Genomic DNA, 14,222 nt, shown 5'->3' with positions numbered 1-14,222 from the left:
AAAATGTTAAATCAAACCTGCATTCAACTGGGTTGTGGTTACGGCATTATCTTGCTATATGTGATCCTTTTGCCCTTGATAGAAAAAGTACGGGAGACCTTTAAATGACCATATTAAACCGCAAAGCGGTGGGAAGACTGGAGGCCGTTAACAAGGAGAAGGTTAACGTGTACATAAAAAGCACGTTTGCAAAAGATACAGCATTCAAAAAAGTTTTTACGCCCGCCTTGGGCAAGGGGATCAATAACTGTCCGCATACAGCGTTACGATCGGGCCGGTAGAATCTTTTGAACGCAACATGAATGAGGCAGAAAGATCATTTTATTAGAAAAGGTAGTATATATTCGCCCCTTTCTCCTGCATACGTGCTTCACGCCGACCATTTTTCGATTCTAACCGCTGTGATTTTGTATTCGGGTGTTTGCACATATTTGTCCCGCAGCGGACTGGTTATTTTATTGATAAAAACCCGGGCATCATTAAATGTACTGAATGCCTCACCTTTATTTAACGATTTATCAATACATACAGTCAGGGAGGCCTCGCCATATTTGCTGACCACTCTTGCAGTATCTCCATCTTGCAAGCCGATGATATTTGCATCTTTTGGGTTTAAGTGAAGCAAATCTGCACGGCAAATATCTTTGTTGGCTGTTCTGTAGGTCATGTTACCTGCGTTAAAATGATAAAGCGTCCTGCCGGTTATCAGGATAAACGGATATGCGGGTGTTACCTGTTCAGGAGTAGGGCAAAATTCAATTATTGATAATTTTGCCCTGCCGCCTTCTCGTGGAAAAGTTTCGGTATGAAGAATGGTTGTTCCGGGGTGATCTGTAGTTGGACAGGGCCATTGGATACCATTATTATCCAACCGCTCATAAGTTATACCATAGGCTGCACTCCAGGTATCTCTTATTTCATTCCATATGTCCTGTGCAGATGAGAAGTTAAATAGTTCCTTTTTTTTCATCGCAGCCGCCATAATGCAAACAACCTCCCAATCTGCTTTCACTTCTTGTGGCCGGGATACTGCAGCTCTTACTTTTTGAATCCTTCTTTCCGCATTCATGAAGGTTCCCTCTTTTTCAAAAGAAGAAGCGCAGGGTAAAAAAACATCGGCAAACTTTTTCGCCGTTTCGTTCATAAACATATCCTGAACAATAATAAAATCAAGCATATCAAAAGCTTCTTTGGTATGCTTTGAGTTGGGCATAGTAAAAAAAACATCATACCCTATGATCCACATTGCCTTTAAATCTCCCGTTACAGCGGCATCAAGCATTTCAGGGAGAGTTAATCCCCGGGTGGCTGGAAGATCTGTCTTCCATAGCTCCTCAAATCTTTTTCGTTCTGTTTTTACGGAGGCCATCCCGGTATATACCGCAGGGTCGCAGCCCATAACAGCCGATCCCTGCACATTATTTTGCCCGCGTAAAGGGTTTATGCCAGCACCTTCTTTACCAATATTCCCGGTAAGCAGTGCAATTGTTATGAGCGCCATAACATTCTCCGTCCCTTGCGTATGTTCCGTTAACCCAAGACCGTGAAAACACATGGACGGGGATTTTTGTGTAAACAGGCGGGCCGATTCTCTTATCAGGCGTGGATGAACACCGCAGATTTTCGCTGCTCTTTCCGGTGTCCATTCTGCTATAAATTTTTTAAACTCATCCCATCCTTCGGTTCTGTTTATAATAAATTCTTCGTTATGCAACTTTTCGGATACTATAACGTGGGCCATTGCATGAAATAAAGGGATATTGGTTCCCGGCTTTAACTGAAGGTGAAAGGTGGCATATTCTGCCAGTTCTGTTCTCCGTGGATCTATCACGATGAGATTAGCGCCTTTAATTGCAGCTTGCTTAATTCTTGCACCTACTACCGGATGGCTCTCGGTGGTATCAGCTCCTGCAACCAGTATTGTTTTTGCCCTTTCAATGTCATCAAAAGAATTTGTGGACACGCCTGTGCCCAAAACCATGCTCATGGCTTTGGCTGTAGGCTGGTGACAAACCCTGGCGCAATTATCCACATTATTTGTCCCGATAACAGCCCGCGCAAATTTTTGTATACAGTAATTGTCTTCATTAGTGGCTCTTGCCGAGCCGATGATGCTTATGCTGTCAGCTCCGTGCTTTTTGGAGATCGATGTTAATCTTTCCGCGCAATACTTAATGGCTTCATCCCATGATGCCTTCTTCCATTTACCGGCGCATCGTATCATAGGTTGTGTGATCCGGTCGCCGGCATACATGTATTCCCATGCATAACGACCTTTAACACAAAGATGTCCCTTATTAACCAGGGCATTTTTGGCAGGATGTACCCCTACAATTTTCTGCTCTTTTACTCCAATTTCTATTTCGCATCCCACCCCGCAATAAGCACAAACTGATCTTGTTATCTCGTCGGGCGTACCCAATTTGATCGCCTGCTTGTCTTCAATGGCCCCAGTAGGGCATGCATCAGCACATGCGCCGCAACTTACGCATGAGCTTTCGGCGAACAAACTCTTAGAATCGGAAATAATTTTAGTCTTATCGCCACGGTTTATGATATGCCATACAAACTGTCCCTGTAGCTCATCACATATCTTTACGCATCTTGAACAGTTAATGCAACGTCCCATATCCACTTGCATATAGGGATGTGAACTATCAATAACCGGGGTGGTTGTATTTTTAGTTTCTTCTGTTATGCCGTAATGTTTTAGCCATTGATGAAATTCCTTTTGCGGGAATCTTGTTACCTCAGAAAAAGGATAATCCCTCGCCAACATTTGCAATATGCCTTTCCTATAATCCTCAATTTCAGAAGTATGTGTTTCCACTACCATTTTATCAGTAAGGAGGGTGCGGCAGGCCGGTTGCAATTGGTCCTGGCCTTTTACCTTCACCAGGCATGAACGACAAACAGAAAAAGGATGCAGGCGCTCATCATAGCAAAGAGCCGGCACATCAACGCCAATGCGATGAAGCAGGTTCAGAATAGTCTGACCTGCTTCGCCGTGATGCTCTTTATTATTAATGATGACACTATACATATCAAAGCATTGTATACGGGTAAATAGGTGGTAAAACTACAGGCACTGTACCCCCATTATTGATCTGTTGTTTTATAAATAATTTTACCCCATCTAATTTTATCCCAAATTCTTTCATAAAAAAAATAACCGATAGTGGTGTAAACGTTACTGACTATCATAAAACCAACCGCAACTTTTATTTGTCCGGTAAACAGATAGATGGCTGCGAAATCAAGAATTAAAATGGCGGCCCTATAACTGATAGCTTTTACAATAGACCTGCGGACAGTTTCTTCTGCGTGATGAGTACCGGGAAATAGTTTTTCAATCATGTTTTGTCGGTACAATAAATATGGGTATTGTTGAATGCCTGATCACTTTTTCCGATACACTACCTACCAATAAACTGGATAACCCGGTTCTGCCATGTGTTCCAAGTACTACTAAATCAGCTTCCCATTCTTTTGCAACTCTCAGAATAGCCTCATAAGGATTTCCTTGTTCCACAAATGACCAAATTTTAAAATCACCAAATACTTTTTCAATTAATATTTGTTGATTATCAACATGGTTACTTTTAATAATTTCTGCCAATTCCTGACTTGTTGCCCCGGTTTCGCTTACTAAAACTGTTGTGTCAACAACGCTTACTAATGCGATTTCCGCATTGAGTTTCTTTCCTAATTGAAATCCTTTTAGTGCAACAATTTCAGATGTCGGGCCATCATCTGTTGCTATTAATATTTTTTTAAAATCGCTCATATGGTTATGCCTTATTTAAATTGGTGCTTACAATAGGCCCGAAATGAAAGAGCTATAAATTATATCAATTAAGTTGTGTTAGCCCTTTTATAAAGATATTCTGAAGTTAATTACAAAAGAATGATAATAATCATTCTTTTAAATATTGAATAATACGCGATGGATTTTGATTAACCACCAAATTTCATTTTTAGAGCATAATGAGGCGCTGTATAACAGACGCCTTCCTAAAGCAATCATAATTCCTTACTTGTTTCCTCAATTTCGTAAAACAAAGAATTTCAGGCTACCCTTTTTTTTCATTTAAAGCTCGTGGCCATAAAAGCATTTCGTTTTCAACATTTGTTACTCACCGTAAAATCGCTATCGTTGTTGCCCGGGAAATGGTTTAGGGCTATGAAACAAGCATTTACCAGCACCACATCGGCACCCGGTTTTGCTGCGATTGCCAATACGCTATCGGCCGTACGCATAGTCCTGGCAAAAAAATCGTCATAACCGGGAAATCAATTTCATGCTAAGTTCGGGTGTAAGAGTATTTTTAAAATGCCCCCCACCAAATCAAGTGCCCGGCCTTACTTTTACTATCTTTAAATGTACGCATACCTTGCGTGCGCGAGGGGAAGACCTCTGCGGGCCAAAAATTTAAAAACTCAACTTGAATCGTAAAAAGCACCGGTGATTAACCGCTTCATATTTTTGCGCTTGCTCAGCAAAAAATGACTGCCATACCAAATTCACATCGAGGTTTGTAATGTAATTTTTATCATTTCATAGTATAACCGCAATCATTTTGCATCACACTAAATACTTATAATTTACAGTCGTTTATTTAAAGCTGTAAGTTATGAAAAGAATAAAATTGACGGGCATAGCCCTGTTACTGATCGTGGCCGGATGCGCCACATCCAAAATTACAAGCTCCTGGAAAGCCAAAAATGCTGTCCCCCATAAATATAATAAGATACTGGTATTAGGACTTGTCCGGGCCGCAGACCGGACTCTTCAAGAGAACATGGAAAACCATATGGCGGGCGATTTAAAGGCCCGGGGTTATAATGCTGTAGCATCAATGCAGGAATATGGCCCCAAAGCCTTCGACAAAATGGACGAGCAAACGGCAATGAGCAAAATTAAAAATGACGGAATTGACGCTGTTATCACTATCGTAATGCTCGATAAGGAGAAAGAAAAAAGCTATGTCCCGGGCCATATTTATTACTATTCACCCTATAGCTATTATTACAATCATTTCTGGGGGTACCATACAGCAATATACCGCCGCATTTATGAGCCCGGATACTATGTGACAAATACCCGGTACTTTTGGGAAAGTAACCTCTATGAAATGGACACCCAACAATTGATCTACTCTGTACAAACACAGTCTTTTAATCCATCTGATTCAGAGGCCCTTGGCCATGAATACGGGCAACTGATCCTTAAAGACATGGTAAAACAACAAGTAATTCAATAGGAAACCGGATAAAGCCTGAGGTCAAGAAATACCCACTTGTCCTTATCATATAGTTTGTCTAACAAATCTTCATCTATGTCCTGAACTAAAGCCATCTCTTTTGGGAAAATATCGCTTAAGGTGAATAATAAAGCACTTCAATTTATAATTAAATTCTTGACCCAATATTGATCAAAGTAGTCTAACAGGTTATAATTTACTTTGACAGGCTGCTTATAACCGTGGCCTGAAAAATTTAATTCGTTCTCTCTTAAACTGCAAAGTGCATGATCTTAAGATTATCTTTGTCTGACTCAGTGACCCGGGTGCCCGGAACAAAATATTCCTTGTCAATATAAATATTCAGAAACCCGTAATTGCGCTTACATTTGCCAAATGGCAGGTATTTACATACATATCCCTTTTTGCAAGCAGGCTTGCCATTATTGCGATTTCCATTTTAGTACATCGTTGAAGTACAAAGATGAAATGCTGCATGCTTTGATCAGTGAGATCAAGCTGCAAAAAGGTTACCTCAACGGTGAAACCATCGAAACCATTTACTTTGGTGGCGGCACCCCTTCTGTTTTGGATGGCGACGAAATCAGCAGGATCATTAACACGCTAACCGAACTCCACACCGTATCTTCCGTGGCCGAAATAACCCTGGAGGCCAACCCCGATGATCTGAAACCCGACAAACTCAAAGCCCTTAAACAAACACCGGTTAACCGCTTCAGCATAGGGATCCAGTCGTTTTTTGACGAGGACCTGGTTTGGATGAACCGTGTACACCGCGGCCAGGAAGCAGAATCATCAGTAAAACGCGCCCAGGACGCCGGATTTGAAAATATTACGGTCGACCTCATTTACGGTTATCCCATGCTCAGTGATACCAAATGGAAGCAAAACCTAGATAAGGTATTTGAGCTTAATGTTCCGCATGTGTCTACCTATTCGATGACGGTTGAACCGCAAACTGCACTGGCAGCCTTTATTAGCAAAAAAAAACAGCTCCCCATGAATGAGCAACAAAGCGCAGAGCAATTTATAGTGCTGATGGATGCCATGCAGGCACATGGGTTTGAACATTACGAAATCTCCAACTTTTGCAAGCCCGGCCAATACTCCCGTCATAATTCAAATTACTGGAAAGGGGTAAAATATTTAGGAATTGGCCCCTCGGCGCATTCTTATAACGGCGATACACGGCAGTGGAACATCGCTAACAACACGAAATACATGCAGGCGCTTGAAACCGGAAAACTACAGGCCGAAACCGAGGAGCTAACCGAAGAGAACCGCCTGAACGAATATATCATGACCTCATTACGCACAATCTGGGGCCTTGAACTGGTTAAGCTCAACCAGATAGCCAAAGGCGCATCAGCCGAATTACTCAAAGCTGCCGCCGAATATTTCGATAGGGAATGGATCATACAAAAAGATAATGTTATTTATCTTAGCGCAACAGGTAAACTGTATGCCGATCATATTGCAGCCGGATTATTTTTCTAAACCTTTGAGTTTTTTTACAGTCAGTACTTTGTTACAAAGCAAAATGGTTTTAAAAACTGTTTATATTTATCAAATCGCAATGTTTTATATGCCTGCAATTATGAAAAAAGTACTCATTATCGCCCTATCGTTTATAGCTATTACCATAGCCCCAAAAGCTTTCGCCCAAAAAACTGTAGGCGGTACCGTCATGTCGCCCGCTAAAAATATCGTACAAAACGCATCCGGCTCAAAAGACCATACCACGCTGGTAAACGCCATTAAATCTGCTGGTTTGGCGCCTACCCTATCAGCGGCCGGGCCGTATACTGTTTTTGCACCTACTAATGAAGCTTTTGCCCAGCTTCCTGCAGGCACGGTTGACAACCTGATGAAACCCGCAAGCAAGGCCAATCTTATTAAACTGCTTACTTATCATGTGGTGCCCGGCAAATTAACCTCGGCCGAGCTGTTAACCAAAGTAAAAGAGGGCAAAGGTAAACTGGAGCTTAACACACTGAGCGGCGGCACGCTTACTGTGATGTCGCAGGGTGCAAAACTTTACCTTGTTGACGAAAAAGGGGGCAAATCATTCATTACCATAGCCGATGTTGCACAAAGCAACGGCGTTATCCAGGTAGTTAATTCGGTTTTGAAACCCAATTAAGCCGGTTGCAGTTTGTAATGGCAGAAGCAGTTGGCAGTGGCAGTTATACAAGCGGTACAATGATCAGATGCCGATAGCCAAAATATTCTTTTTGATTATACTCCATCAAACTGCATCTGCAACTTCCTACTACCACCGCGGCTCCGTACTGCCACTAAAATCCAACTGTCAGCACAATTTCAAAATCGGTACCAATGGATTGGAAGGAGAGCCTGGCTATCAAACGCGCTAACAACGCCCTTGTATCAGGCAGGCCATAATATTAAGATATATTTATACTACTTTGGGGTTTATTTCGTTATTTTGAATGCTTTTAAACGAGTAAGAAACAATATTGTAACTTTATTTTAAAATAAGCGTAATCCCCCTAAAGTAATAAACTATTATGTGCTTCATTCTTAACCCGATCGATACGGTTGAAAATATTTCTCCCGAAGACTTCAAGAAGAATTATTTAGACCCTCGTCGCCCGCTGGTTATCAAAGGGCTTACCAAAAGCTGGCCTGCCCGCGAAAAATGGACACCCGAATATTTAAAGCAGGTTGTTGGCAATAAAGTAGTGCCATTGTACGATAATTCAAAGGCCGATCCGTCAAAACCCATCAATTCGTCGGCAACTGAAATGCCCTTTGATGAATATATCGACCTTATCCGCAGTAAACCAACCGAGTTAAGGATTTTTTTCTTTAACATATTTAAGCAAGCGCCACAACTTTTGGATGATATTGTATTACCTAAGGACCTGATGGGGGGCTTTTTGGAAAGCATGCCCGCCATGTTTTTCGGAGGTTCAAACTCGGTTACTTTTTTACACTACGATATTGATCTTCCGCATATTTTCCATACCCATTTTGGAGGGCGTAAGCATGTGATCCTATTTGAAAACAAGTGGAAGCGCCGCCTGTACTGTATCCCCAATGCCACGTATGCACTGGAGGACTATGATGTACTAAATCCTGATGTCAAAAAATTCCCGGCACTTGACGGTGTAGAAGGTATTGAAGTTTTCCTTGAACATGGCGATACCCTGTTTATGCCAACCGGCTACTGGCACTGGATGAAATATGTGGATGGTTCATACTCACTCAGCCTTCGCGCATGGGATGCCAGCATAAGCCGTAAAGCGGCAAGCCTATACAACCTGGCCGTTAAAGGTGGTGTTGATAGCGCTCTAAAAATGATGTTCAAAGGCAAATATGCTAAATACCGCGAAGGACTGGCCGTTAAATGGGCTAATAGAGAGCTTGCCGCAGGGAAACCTTTTTAAAGTCGAAAGTCTTACGTTTTTAGTCTTAAGGCATGATATTGAGTAGCGATGGATTTGTCCATCGCTATTTTGTTTTATACCCACGACCGTGTCTTCACAACCAGCTTGTTTATCAAATGCTCCCGAAAACGTGTATATGAGATACAATCTACCAACGCTCCAAGCCCAAAAGTTTTTTACCCAGATCGCTAAGCTCAGCTACCGGATTTTGCTTTTCCCGTTCCAGCGGATCGCCCGGAAAAGCGTAGCCCTGCATGGCTTCGCGGCTTTGCCAACTGTTAATGCGCCATTGTCTTAGCTCTTCATTGTCTTCCTGGGCGGGCATCATGGATATATACTGCGCTATACGCACTTTATCTGCACTGGTATTAGGTCTTATGCCATGCGGCTGCAAACTGTTAAATATCAGCAGATCACCTGCTTCCAGTTTCACTTTCACAGTCTCAAAACCGGTGGTATCAGGTTTATAATGATCCCTATCTTCGGGTTGGGTTAATTTCCAGGTATCGTATGTACGATATAGTTCCGGGATACATTGAAAACCACCCATGTTTTCATCAGTCTGATCGGCAAGGGCCAGTACGCCCTGCACATTTTGAGGTTTGGTTTCCGGGTCATAATCCCAATGAATAAAACCTTTATATTCAAAGCCAGGCCTTAGCGGAAAATTCAGATTGGCCCGGTCAATAGTTACCCATAGCTTTTCGGTACCCCAGATATCTGTAAAAGCCGCATGTACTTTAGGATATTGCCGGTTATCCCACATAAACTGCTGATTATAAATTTCAACCATGCCCGTATTGTTCAACTCGCTCATTTGCATTTGGGCATTGGGCTTTTTATACCAGGTAGTGATATCATTGGCATCCTTATCTTCATATTGCCACAGATAATCAGCCAGCTTTTTCACCTGCTCTTTAGGTACTGCATTTTTGATGATCACATAACCATTCTCTATCCAAAATTGCCAATCGGCCTCGCTAAGCACTTTCAGCGGTGCATTGTTTTTACGTTCATTCAGGCGGATCTGGCTTGATTTAGCGGTTGACGGATTACCAGGGATCTCTTTATGTGCATTCGCCGGCGTGGTTGCCATGGTCATGGTTGCGTTTTCGGTCTTCATCATTTTTTTTTGATTTATAACTCAAATTTAGGTTGGCATGGAAGATGGATTATCCTGTACAATGACCAAAATTTGCTTTATATTGATCATTTGTTTACCTTTACTAAAACTTAATGCTCAATATAGCATGGATAAGATCCAGTTAGAGAAGATTAATTTTGAACCTGGCAAATCGTTCAAACTCTTTTCACCCCGGCTTCGCAACACTTTTCTGTGGCATTATCACCCCGAATACGAATTGGTTTATGTTGAGGCAGATGCAGGGATAAGGCACGTAGGTTCACACATTTCCGGCTACACCCAGCATGACCTGGTGCTTATTGGCAGTAACCTCCCCCACCTCAACTTTGATTACCGGCTGCGGAGCGAATACCATCAGATAGTGGTGCAGCTAAAAGAAGATTTCATGGGAACGGCAATAGGCATCACTCCCGAATTTTCGACCATCGGGCAGCTTTTCAAAAAAGCCGCCAACGGTATTGCTTTTTATGGAGATACCAGGACTACAGCAGTGCGAAAACTGAAACTTTTACCGGGGATGGATTCTTTTCAGCAGTTAATGGGGTTAATGGAGATCTTTAACATACTGGCTGGTTCAAAAGAATTTACGATTTTAAACAACGACGAGCCGAACCTGCAGTTTTTTTTAAAAGATAAGATCAGGATGGGGGCTATTTATGAATATATCGGCAGTAATTACAATCTTAAACCCGATGTAAATGTAGTGGCGGCTAAAGTGAACTTTACTACAGCGGCTTTTTGCCGCTATTTTAAAAAACAAACTAAAATGACCTTCACCGATTTCGTGAACCAATACCGTGTTGATGTAGCCAAAAACCTGCTCATGCAGGATAAAAACGTTACTGAAACCTGTTACGCTGTGGGATTTGAAAGCTTATCATATTTTAATAAACTCTTTAATAAGATAGTTGGAAAGAATCCCTCCGATTTTAAGCGGAACTGGTTTGCTAAGGATTGATCGGGAATAACGCCTGTAAAATATTGCCGCCAGAATTATTCAGCCTGATTTTTTATAGTAATCCTTAACCACATCGGGTAAAAGATGCAGGTATAAGTCAGGCTCTTCCCTGATGTTTGCCGCTGGCACCGGTACAATTTTACAGGGTTCTTCATAAATAACGCTTTCACAATCCAGGAACCGCCCCATATAAGCGCCATAGGCCTCTGAAGCAAATATCACATCAATAGGCGGCAGCTTCTTTTTAAGATAGCTGGCCCAAAGTCTCGACATATTTTCTATCGAGTCGCCCGCACCCGGCAGCATAGCTTCATCATAGCTTAATAATACAGGTTTAACCTTGTCATTACCTGCGTAAGTTTTTTCGAGCCAATCAAGCCTGATATTTCCATCAATGGGCTCATCATCACTGGCACCAATAACCACTACAAGCTCATCACAATGGTCAAGCGCGTAACCAATCAAAGCCATATGCCCAATATGGAGCGGCAAAAACTTCCCAATTACTAAACCTCTTTTCATGCAGTAGTATTTTTGCGATCCGGTATCTTTTAAATTCCACTCTCAAGAGAGGAATCGCTAATTCCCACGCTTCCAAATCCCCGTATTTATCAACTTAACCTTTTATCTCCAACCCTGATCTCTTTTACGAGGTGTGGTCACAAACTATCTTCCACTCACCATTAATTTTCCTAAACCATAGCGTAAAATAGCCACCTGGTGTATCTTTTTCACGGGTTAGTTTCCATCCTCCCAAAACAAAAGCATTGGTTGCATCCAATACCTTTAGCTGTATGATGTTAAAGCTAAGCTGCCCCATGGCAGCCTTATCCGGATAAGTTTGTTTGTAATGATCAAGTGTTGTTTGCCAGCCGTAAGCGGGCGCCGTTTTTCCTACAAAAACCAACGAATCTGATTTCCAGTAAGTTTGCATAAACGCTTCAATATCGCCCCGGTTCCAGGCCTCCTCCTGTGTGTGCATTACTTTCAGAATAGCTTGCCTGTTCTGCGCAAAGCACCCTGTGGCAGCAAACATAAACACAAAACCCAGCAATATTATTTTCATATAATAAAGGTATACAATTTTCTGATTCACGATTTGCCCGATTAACAGATTACCTGTTGTTATATCGGCAAAGTAAATCCATTAATCCTAAAAATGACTAAAATCATGGTTCAAACAAAAAATAAAATCCAACTTAATACAGTATATTTGGTTTTCATCGTCAGTAAAAAAACAAATTAACTATGAGAAATCAGGTATTAAGCTTCGGCGAAGTTTTATGGGATGCTTTTGGCGACGGAAAAAAAGCTGGTGGCGCACCCATGAACGTAGCCCGGCATCTGGTACAGCAGGGTGTAAAAACAGCGTTTGCGAGCTCTGTGGGTATGGATAACTCGGGCGATGCACTGATAGGCTTTTTAAAAAGCAATGACCTGTATTCGGACCTAATTCAGCAGGACGATGAATTTCCAACCTGTGAGGTTACCGTACAGCTTGATGAAAACAATACCGCTACCTATATTATTCCACAACCCGTTTCATGGGATAACATACAACCATCGGCTGCACTCACTAAAGCAGCCCAGGCAGCCAGGGCCATTGTGTTTGGCAGTTTGGCTTGCCGTACCGCTACTACCCGCGAAACCTTATTAAACCTGCTTGATGAAACCCCGGCGCTAAAAATATTTGATGTAAATCTTCGCCCGCCGCATTACACCCTGTCAACTATTGAAACATTGGTAGCCCGGGCCGACGTAGTAAAAATGAACGAGGAAGAAGCCAACCTGCTCATCGGTGGAAGTAGTGCTTCCCTGCACGATCAAATTGGCGAGTTCCGTTCCAAATATCATAGCCAAACCATTTGCGTAACCCGCGGCGAGCATGGCGCACTGGTATGGCACGACCATGAATTTTATGACAGTCCCGGGTGTCCGGTAAAAGTTGCCGACACGGTAGGCGCCGGCGATGCCTTTCTGGCAACATTTGTATCCGGCCTCCTTTCGGGAAAACCCATGCAGCAGGTGGTAGATAAAGCGTGCTCCGTTGGCTCATATGTAGCCAGCCAGCGAGGCGCTAACCCGGTATACCCGCCTGAGCTCCGGAATAGTTTGGCGTATATTTAATTTCGGATTTGGGAATTGGGATTTCGGATTTGGTTTAACAGGCTATTGCTGCTAATAGGATATCCGGAATCAAAAATCTAATTGTCATACTTAACTAACAATTTATTTTATCACTTCCGCAGCGAAACTTTTCCTAAAAATATTCCGTTCCTTTATGTACAGAAAGGACAAAATATGCGTGGTTTTGGATTTTCCAAATTTAAGCCCAACCAAATCCCTAAAGGCGGATTTGACGAATTGTTAAAATTATTCCTCGAGTTGCTCAACTATACATCGGGCGATGCAGGCGAAGCTTTAGCCTGGCTTAACGAACTCGATAAACAATATAACCTTACTAACGATGATTATGGCATGGGCGATTTCATCGATGAACTAAAGCAAAAGGGTTATCTCGACGAAAATAATGAGAATGGCGAGTTCCGGATTACGGCAAAAACTGAGCAAAGCATCAGGCAATCTGCTCTGGAGGAGATCTTCGGCAAGCTAAAAAAATCAGGCAAAGGCAACCACCGCTCGCCGCAATCAGGCCAGGGCGATGAAAAAAATGCTGAACGCCGCGAGTTTGAGTTTGGCGACAGCCTTGATCAGATAGACATGACCCAGTCTATCCACAACGCCCAGGTTAATCACGGTATAGGCGATTTCATGATGACCGAACGCGATCTTGAGGTAGAGGAAATGGACTACAAAACCCTTACTTCAACTGTGCTCATGATCGATATTTCGCACTCCATGATCCTTTATGGCGAAGACAGGATCACTCCGGCCAAAAAAGTAGCTATGGCCCTTGCCGAACTGATCCGCACCAAATATCCTAAGGACACGCTGGATATTGTTGTTTTTGGGAACGATGCATGGCCAATAACCTTGCAGGATTTACCTTACTTGCAGGTTGGCCCCTACCATACCAATACCTATGCAGGTTTGGAGCTGGCTACCGATCTGCTCCGACGCCGTAAAACGCACAATAAGCAGATTTTCATGATTACGGATGGTAAGCCAACCTGCTTAAAGGAAGGCACCAGGTATTATAAAAACAGCATTGGTTTGGACAGGAAAGTGGTTAACAAAACCCTTAACATGGCTGCCCAATGTAAGCGGTTAAAAATACCTATTACTACATTTATGATAGCTAAAGACCCTTATTTGCAGCAGTTTGTTCGTAAATTCACAGAAACAAACGGAGGCAAAGCCTTTTACAGTTCCCTGAACGGTCTTGGTGAGTACATTTTTGAGGATTATATCAGAAACAGAAGAAGGACTGTGAGGTAAGTCTTTAGTCGGAAGTCCGACGTCTGGAAGTCTGAAATACGAATAAC

Annotated in this window: 13 protein-coding genes; 7 read left to right on the top strand and 6 right to left on the bottom strand. The window is 42.4% G+C overall.

The genetic code is table 11. The annotated features are described in order from the left end of the window. Positions 1-370: 370 nt before the first annotated feature. Genes fdhF through J3L18_RS28930 form a run of 3 tightly spaced genes read right to left on the bottom strand, consistent with a single transcriptional unit; the run spans position 371 to position 3,787 of the window. Complete coding sequence (gene fdhF, locus J3L18_RS28940; protein ID WP_129568115.1) at positions 371-3,043, bottom strand: formate dehydrogenase subunit alpha; 2,673 nt, start codon at positions 3,041-3,043, stop codon at positions 371-373. 56 nt (positions 3,044-3,099) lie between these two features. Continuing rightward, entirely contained in the window at positions 3,100-3,357 is a 258-nt protein-coding gene (locus J3L18_RS28935; protein ID WP_091171822.1) for a DUF2061 domain-containing protein, read from the bottom strand. Then, a complete protein-coding gene (locus tag J3L18_RS28930) occupies positions 3,350-3,787 on the bottom strand; it encodes a universal stress protein (protein WP_091171820.1) in 438 nt (145 codons plus the stop codon). The genes J3L18_RS28935 and J3L18_RS28930 overlap by 8 nt, the downstream gene beginning before the upstream one ends. Positions 3,788-4,634: 847 nt before the next feature. Between J3L18_RS28930 and J3L18_RS28925 the strand changes: the two genes are divergently transcribed. From J3L18_RS28925 to J3L18_RS28910, 4 genes are all read left to right on the top strand, one after another. Next, complete coding sequence (locus J3L18_RS28925; protein ID WP_129568114.1) at positions 4,635-5,264, top strand: hypothetical protein; 630 nt, start codon at positions 4,635-4,637, stop codon at positions 5,262-5,264. Positions 5,265-5,639: 375 nt separating this feature from the next. Beyond that, positions 5,640-6,761: a radical SAM family heme chaperone HemW gene (gene hemW, locus J3L18_RS28920; protein WP_129568113.1), complete on the top strand. Its 1,122-nt coding sequence runs from the start codon at positions 5,640-5,642 to the stop codon at positions 6,759-6,761. A gap of 100 nt (positions 6,762-6,861) precedes the next feature. After that, positions 6,862-7,407 carry a fasciclin domain-containing protein gene (locus tag J3L18_RS28915; RefSeq protein WP_091171993.1) on the top strand — a complete coding sequence of 182 codons (546 nt, stop codon included), beginning with the start codon at positions 6,862-6,864 and terminating at the stop codon, positions 7,405-7,407. A gap of 385 nt (positions 7,408-7,792) precedes the next feature. Then, a complete protein-coding gene (locus J3L18_RS28910; protein WP_091215547.1) occupies positions 7,793-8,674 on the top strand; it encodes a cupin-like domain-containing protein in 882 nt (293 codons plus the stop codon). A 148-nt stretch (positions 8,675-8,822) separates the two neighbouring features. On the opposite strand, the gene J3L18_RS28905 is transcribed toward J3L18_RS28910, so the two are convergent. After that, positions 8,823-9,800 (bottom strand): phytanoyl-CoA dioxygenase family protein, encoded by a 978-nt coding sequence (locus J3L18_RS28905; protein ID WP_223266092.1) that lies wholly within the window; start codon positions 9,798-9,800, stop codon positions 8,823-8,825. A 124-nt stretch (positions 9,801-9,924) separates the two neighbouring features. Here J3L18_RS28905 and J3L18_RS28900 point away from each other — a divergent pair, with 124 nt between their 5' ends. Next, positions 9,925-10,776: a helix-turn-helix domain-containing protein gene (locus J3L18_RS28900; RefSeq protein ID WP_090530392.1), complete on the top strand. Its 852-nt coding sequence runs from the start codon at positions 9,925-9,927 to the stop codon at positions 10,774-10,776. A 39-nt stretch (positions 10,777-10,815) separates the two neighbouring features. Here the strand turns inward: J3L18_RS28900 and J3L18_RS28895 are convergent, their stop codons facing one another. After that, positions 10,816-11,298, bottom strand: coding sequence for an adenylyltransferase/cytidyltransferase family protein (locus J3L18_RS28895; protein ID WP_090530395.1), 483 nt, complete (start codon positions 11,296-11,298; stop codon positions 10,816-10,818). 124 nt (positions 11,299-11,422) lie between these two features. Beyond that, complete coding sequence (locus tag J3L18_RS28890; protein ID WP_129568112.1) at positions 11,423-11,842, bottom strand: YybH family protein; 420 nt, start codon at positions 11,840-11,842, stop codon at positions 11,423-11,425. A 182-nt stretch (positions 11,843-12,024) separates the two neighbouring features. On the opposite strand from J3L18_RS28890, the gene J3L18_RS28885 reads away from it, so the two are divergent. Together J3L18_RS28885 and J3L18_RS28880 are read left to right on the top strand one after the other, a co-directional pair. Next, the gene (locus tag J3L18_RS28885) at positions 12,025-12,903 is read left to right on the top strand and encodes a carbohydrate kinase family protein (RefSeq protein WP_129568111.1); all 879 of its coding nucleotides are present in this window, start codon (positions 12,025-12,027) and stop codon (positions 12,901-12,903) included. Positions 12,904-13,077: 174 nt separating this feature from the next. Continuing rightward, on the top strand, positions 13,078-14,175 hold the full coding sequence (locus tag J3L18_RS28880) for a vWA domain-containing protein (protein WP_090531322.1): 1,098 nt from the start codon (positions 13,078-13,080) through the stop codon (positions 14,173-14,175). The last annotated feature ends 47 nt before the right edge of the window (positions 14,176-14,222 follow it).

The organism is Mucilaginibacter gossypii, from assembly GCF_017569325.2.
In the GTDB taxonomy this organism is placed as follows: Bacteria; Bacteroidota; Bacteroidia; order Sphingobacteriales; family Sphingobacteriaceae; genus Mucilaginibacter; species Mucilaginibacter gossypii.
The sequence above is the reverse complement of the archived record's forward strand: the minus strand, read 5'-3'. Positions and strand labels throughout refer to the sequence as shown.

Bases quoted from the DNA above. Each gene is read 5' to 3' on its own strand.
- J3L18_RS28880 (WP_090531322.1), top strand. From the start codon at position 13,078: ATGCGTGGTTTTGGATTTTCCAAATTTAAGCCCAACCAAATCCCTAAA.
- J3L18_RS28895 (WP_090530395.1), bottom strand. From the start codon at position 11,298: ATGAAAAGAGGTTTAGTAATTGGGAAGTTTTTGCCGCTCCATATTGGG.
- J3L18_RS28930 (WP_091171820.1), bottom strand. From the start codon at position 3,787: ATGAGCGATTTTAAAAAAATATTAATAGCAACAGATGATGGCCCGACA.
- J3L18_RS28900 (WP_090530392.1), top strand. From the start codon at position 9,925: ATGGATAAGATCCAGTTAGAGAAGATTAATTTTGAACCTGGCAAATCG.
- J3L18_RS28885 (WP_129568111.1), top strand. From the start codon at position 12,025: ATGAGAAATCAGGTATTAAGCTTCGGCGAAGTTTTATGGGATGCTTTT.
- J3L18_RS28915 (WP_091171993.1), top strand. From the start codon at position 6,862: ATGAAAAAAGTACTCATTATCGCCCTATCGTTTATAGCTATTACCATA.
- fdhF (WP_129568115.1), bottom strand. From the start codon at position 3,043: ATGTATAGTGTCATCATTAATAATAAAGAGCATCACGGCGAAGCAGGT.
- J3L18_RS28890 (WP_129568112.1), bottom strand. From the start codon at position 11,842: ATGAAAATAATATTGCTGGGTTTTGTGTTTATGTTTGCTGCCACAGGG.
- J3L18_RS28910 (WP_091215547.1), top strand. From the start codon at position 7,793: ATGTGCTTCATTCTTAACCCGATCGATACGGTTGAAAATATTTCTCCC.
- J3L18_RS28925 (WP_129568114.1), top strand. From the start codon at position 4,635: ATGAAAAGAATAAAATTGACGGGCATAGCCCTGTTACTGATCGTGGCC.
- J3L18_RS28905 (WP_223266092.1), bottom strand. From the start codon at position 9,800: ATGATGAAGACCGAAAACGCAACCATGACCATGGCAACCACGCCGGCG.
- J3L18_RS28935 (WP_091171822.1), bottom strand. From the start codon at position 3,357: ATGATTGAAAAACTATTTCCCGGTACTCATCACGCAGAAGAAACTGTC.
- hemW (WP_129568113.1), top strand. From the start codon at position 5,640: ATGGCAGGTATTTACATACATATCCCTTTTTGCAAGCAGGCTTGCCAT.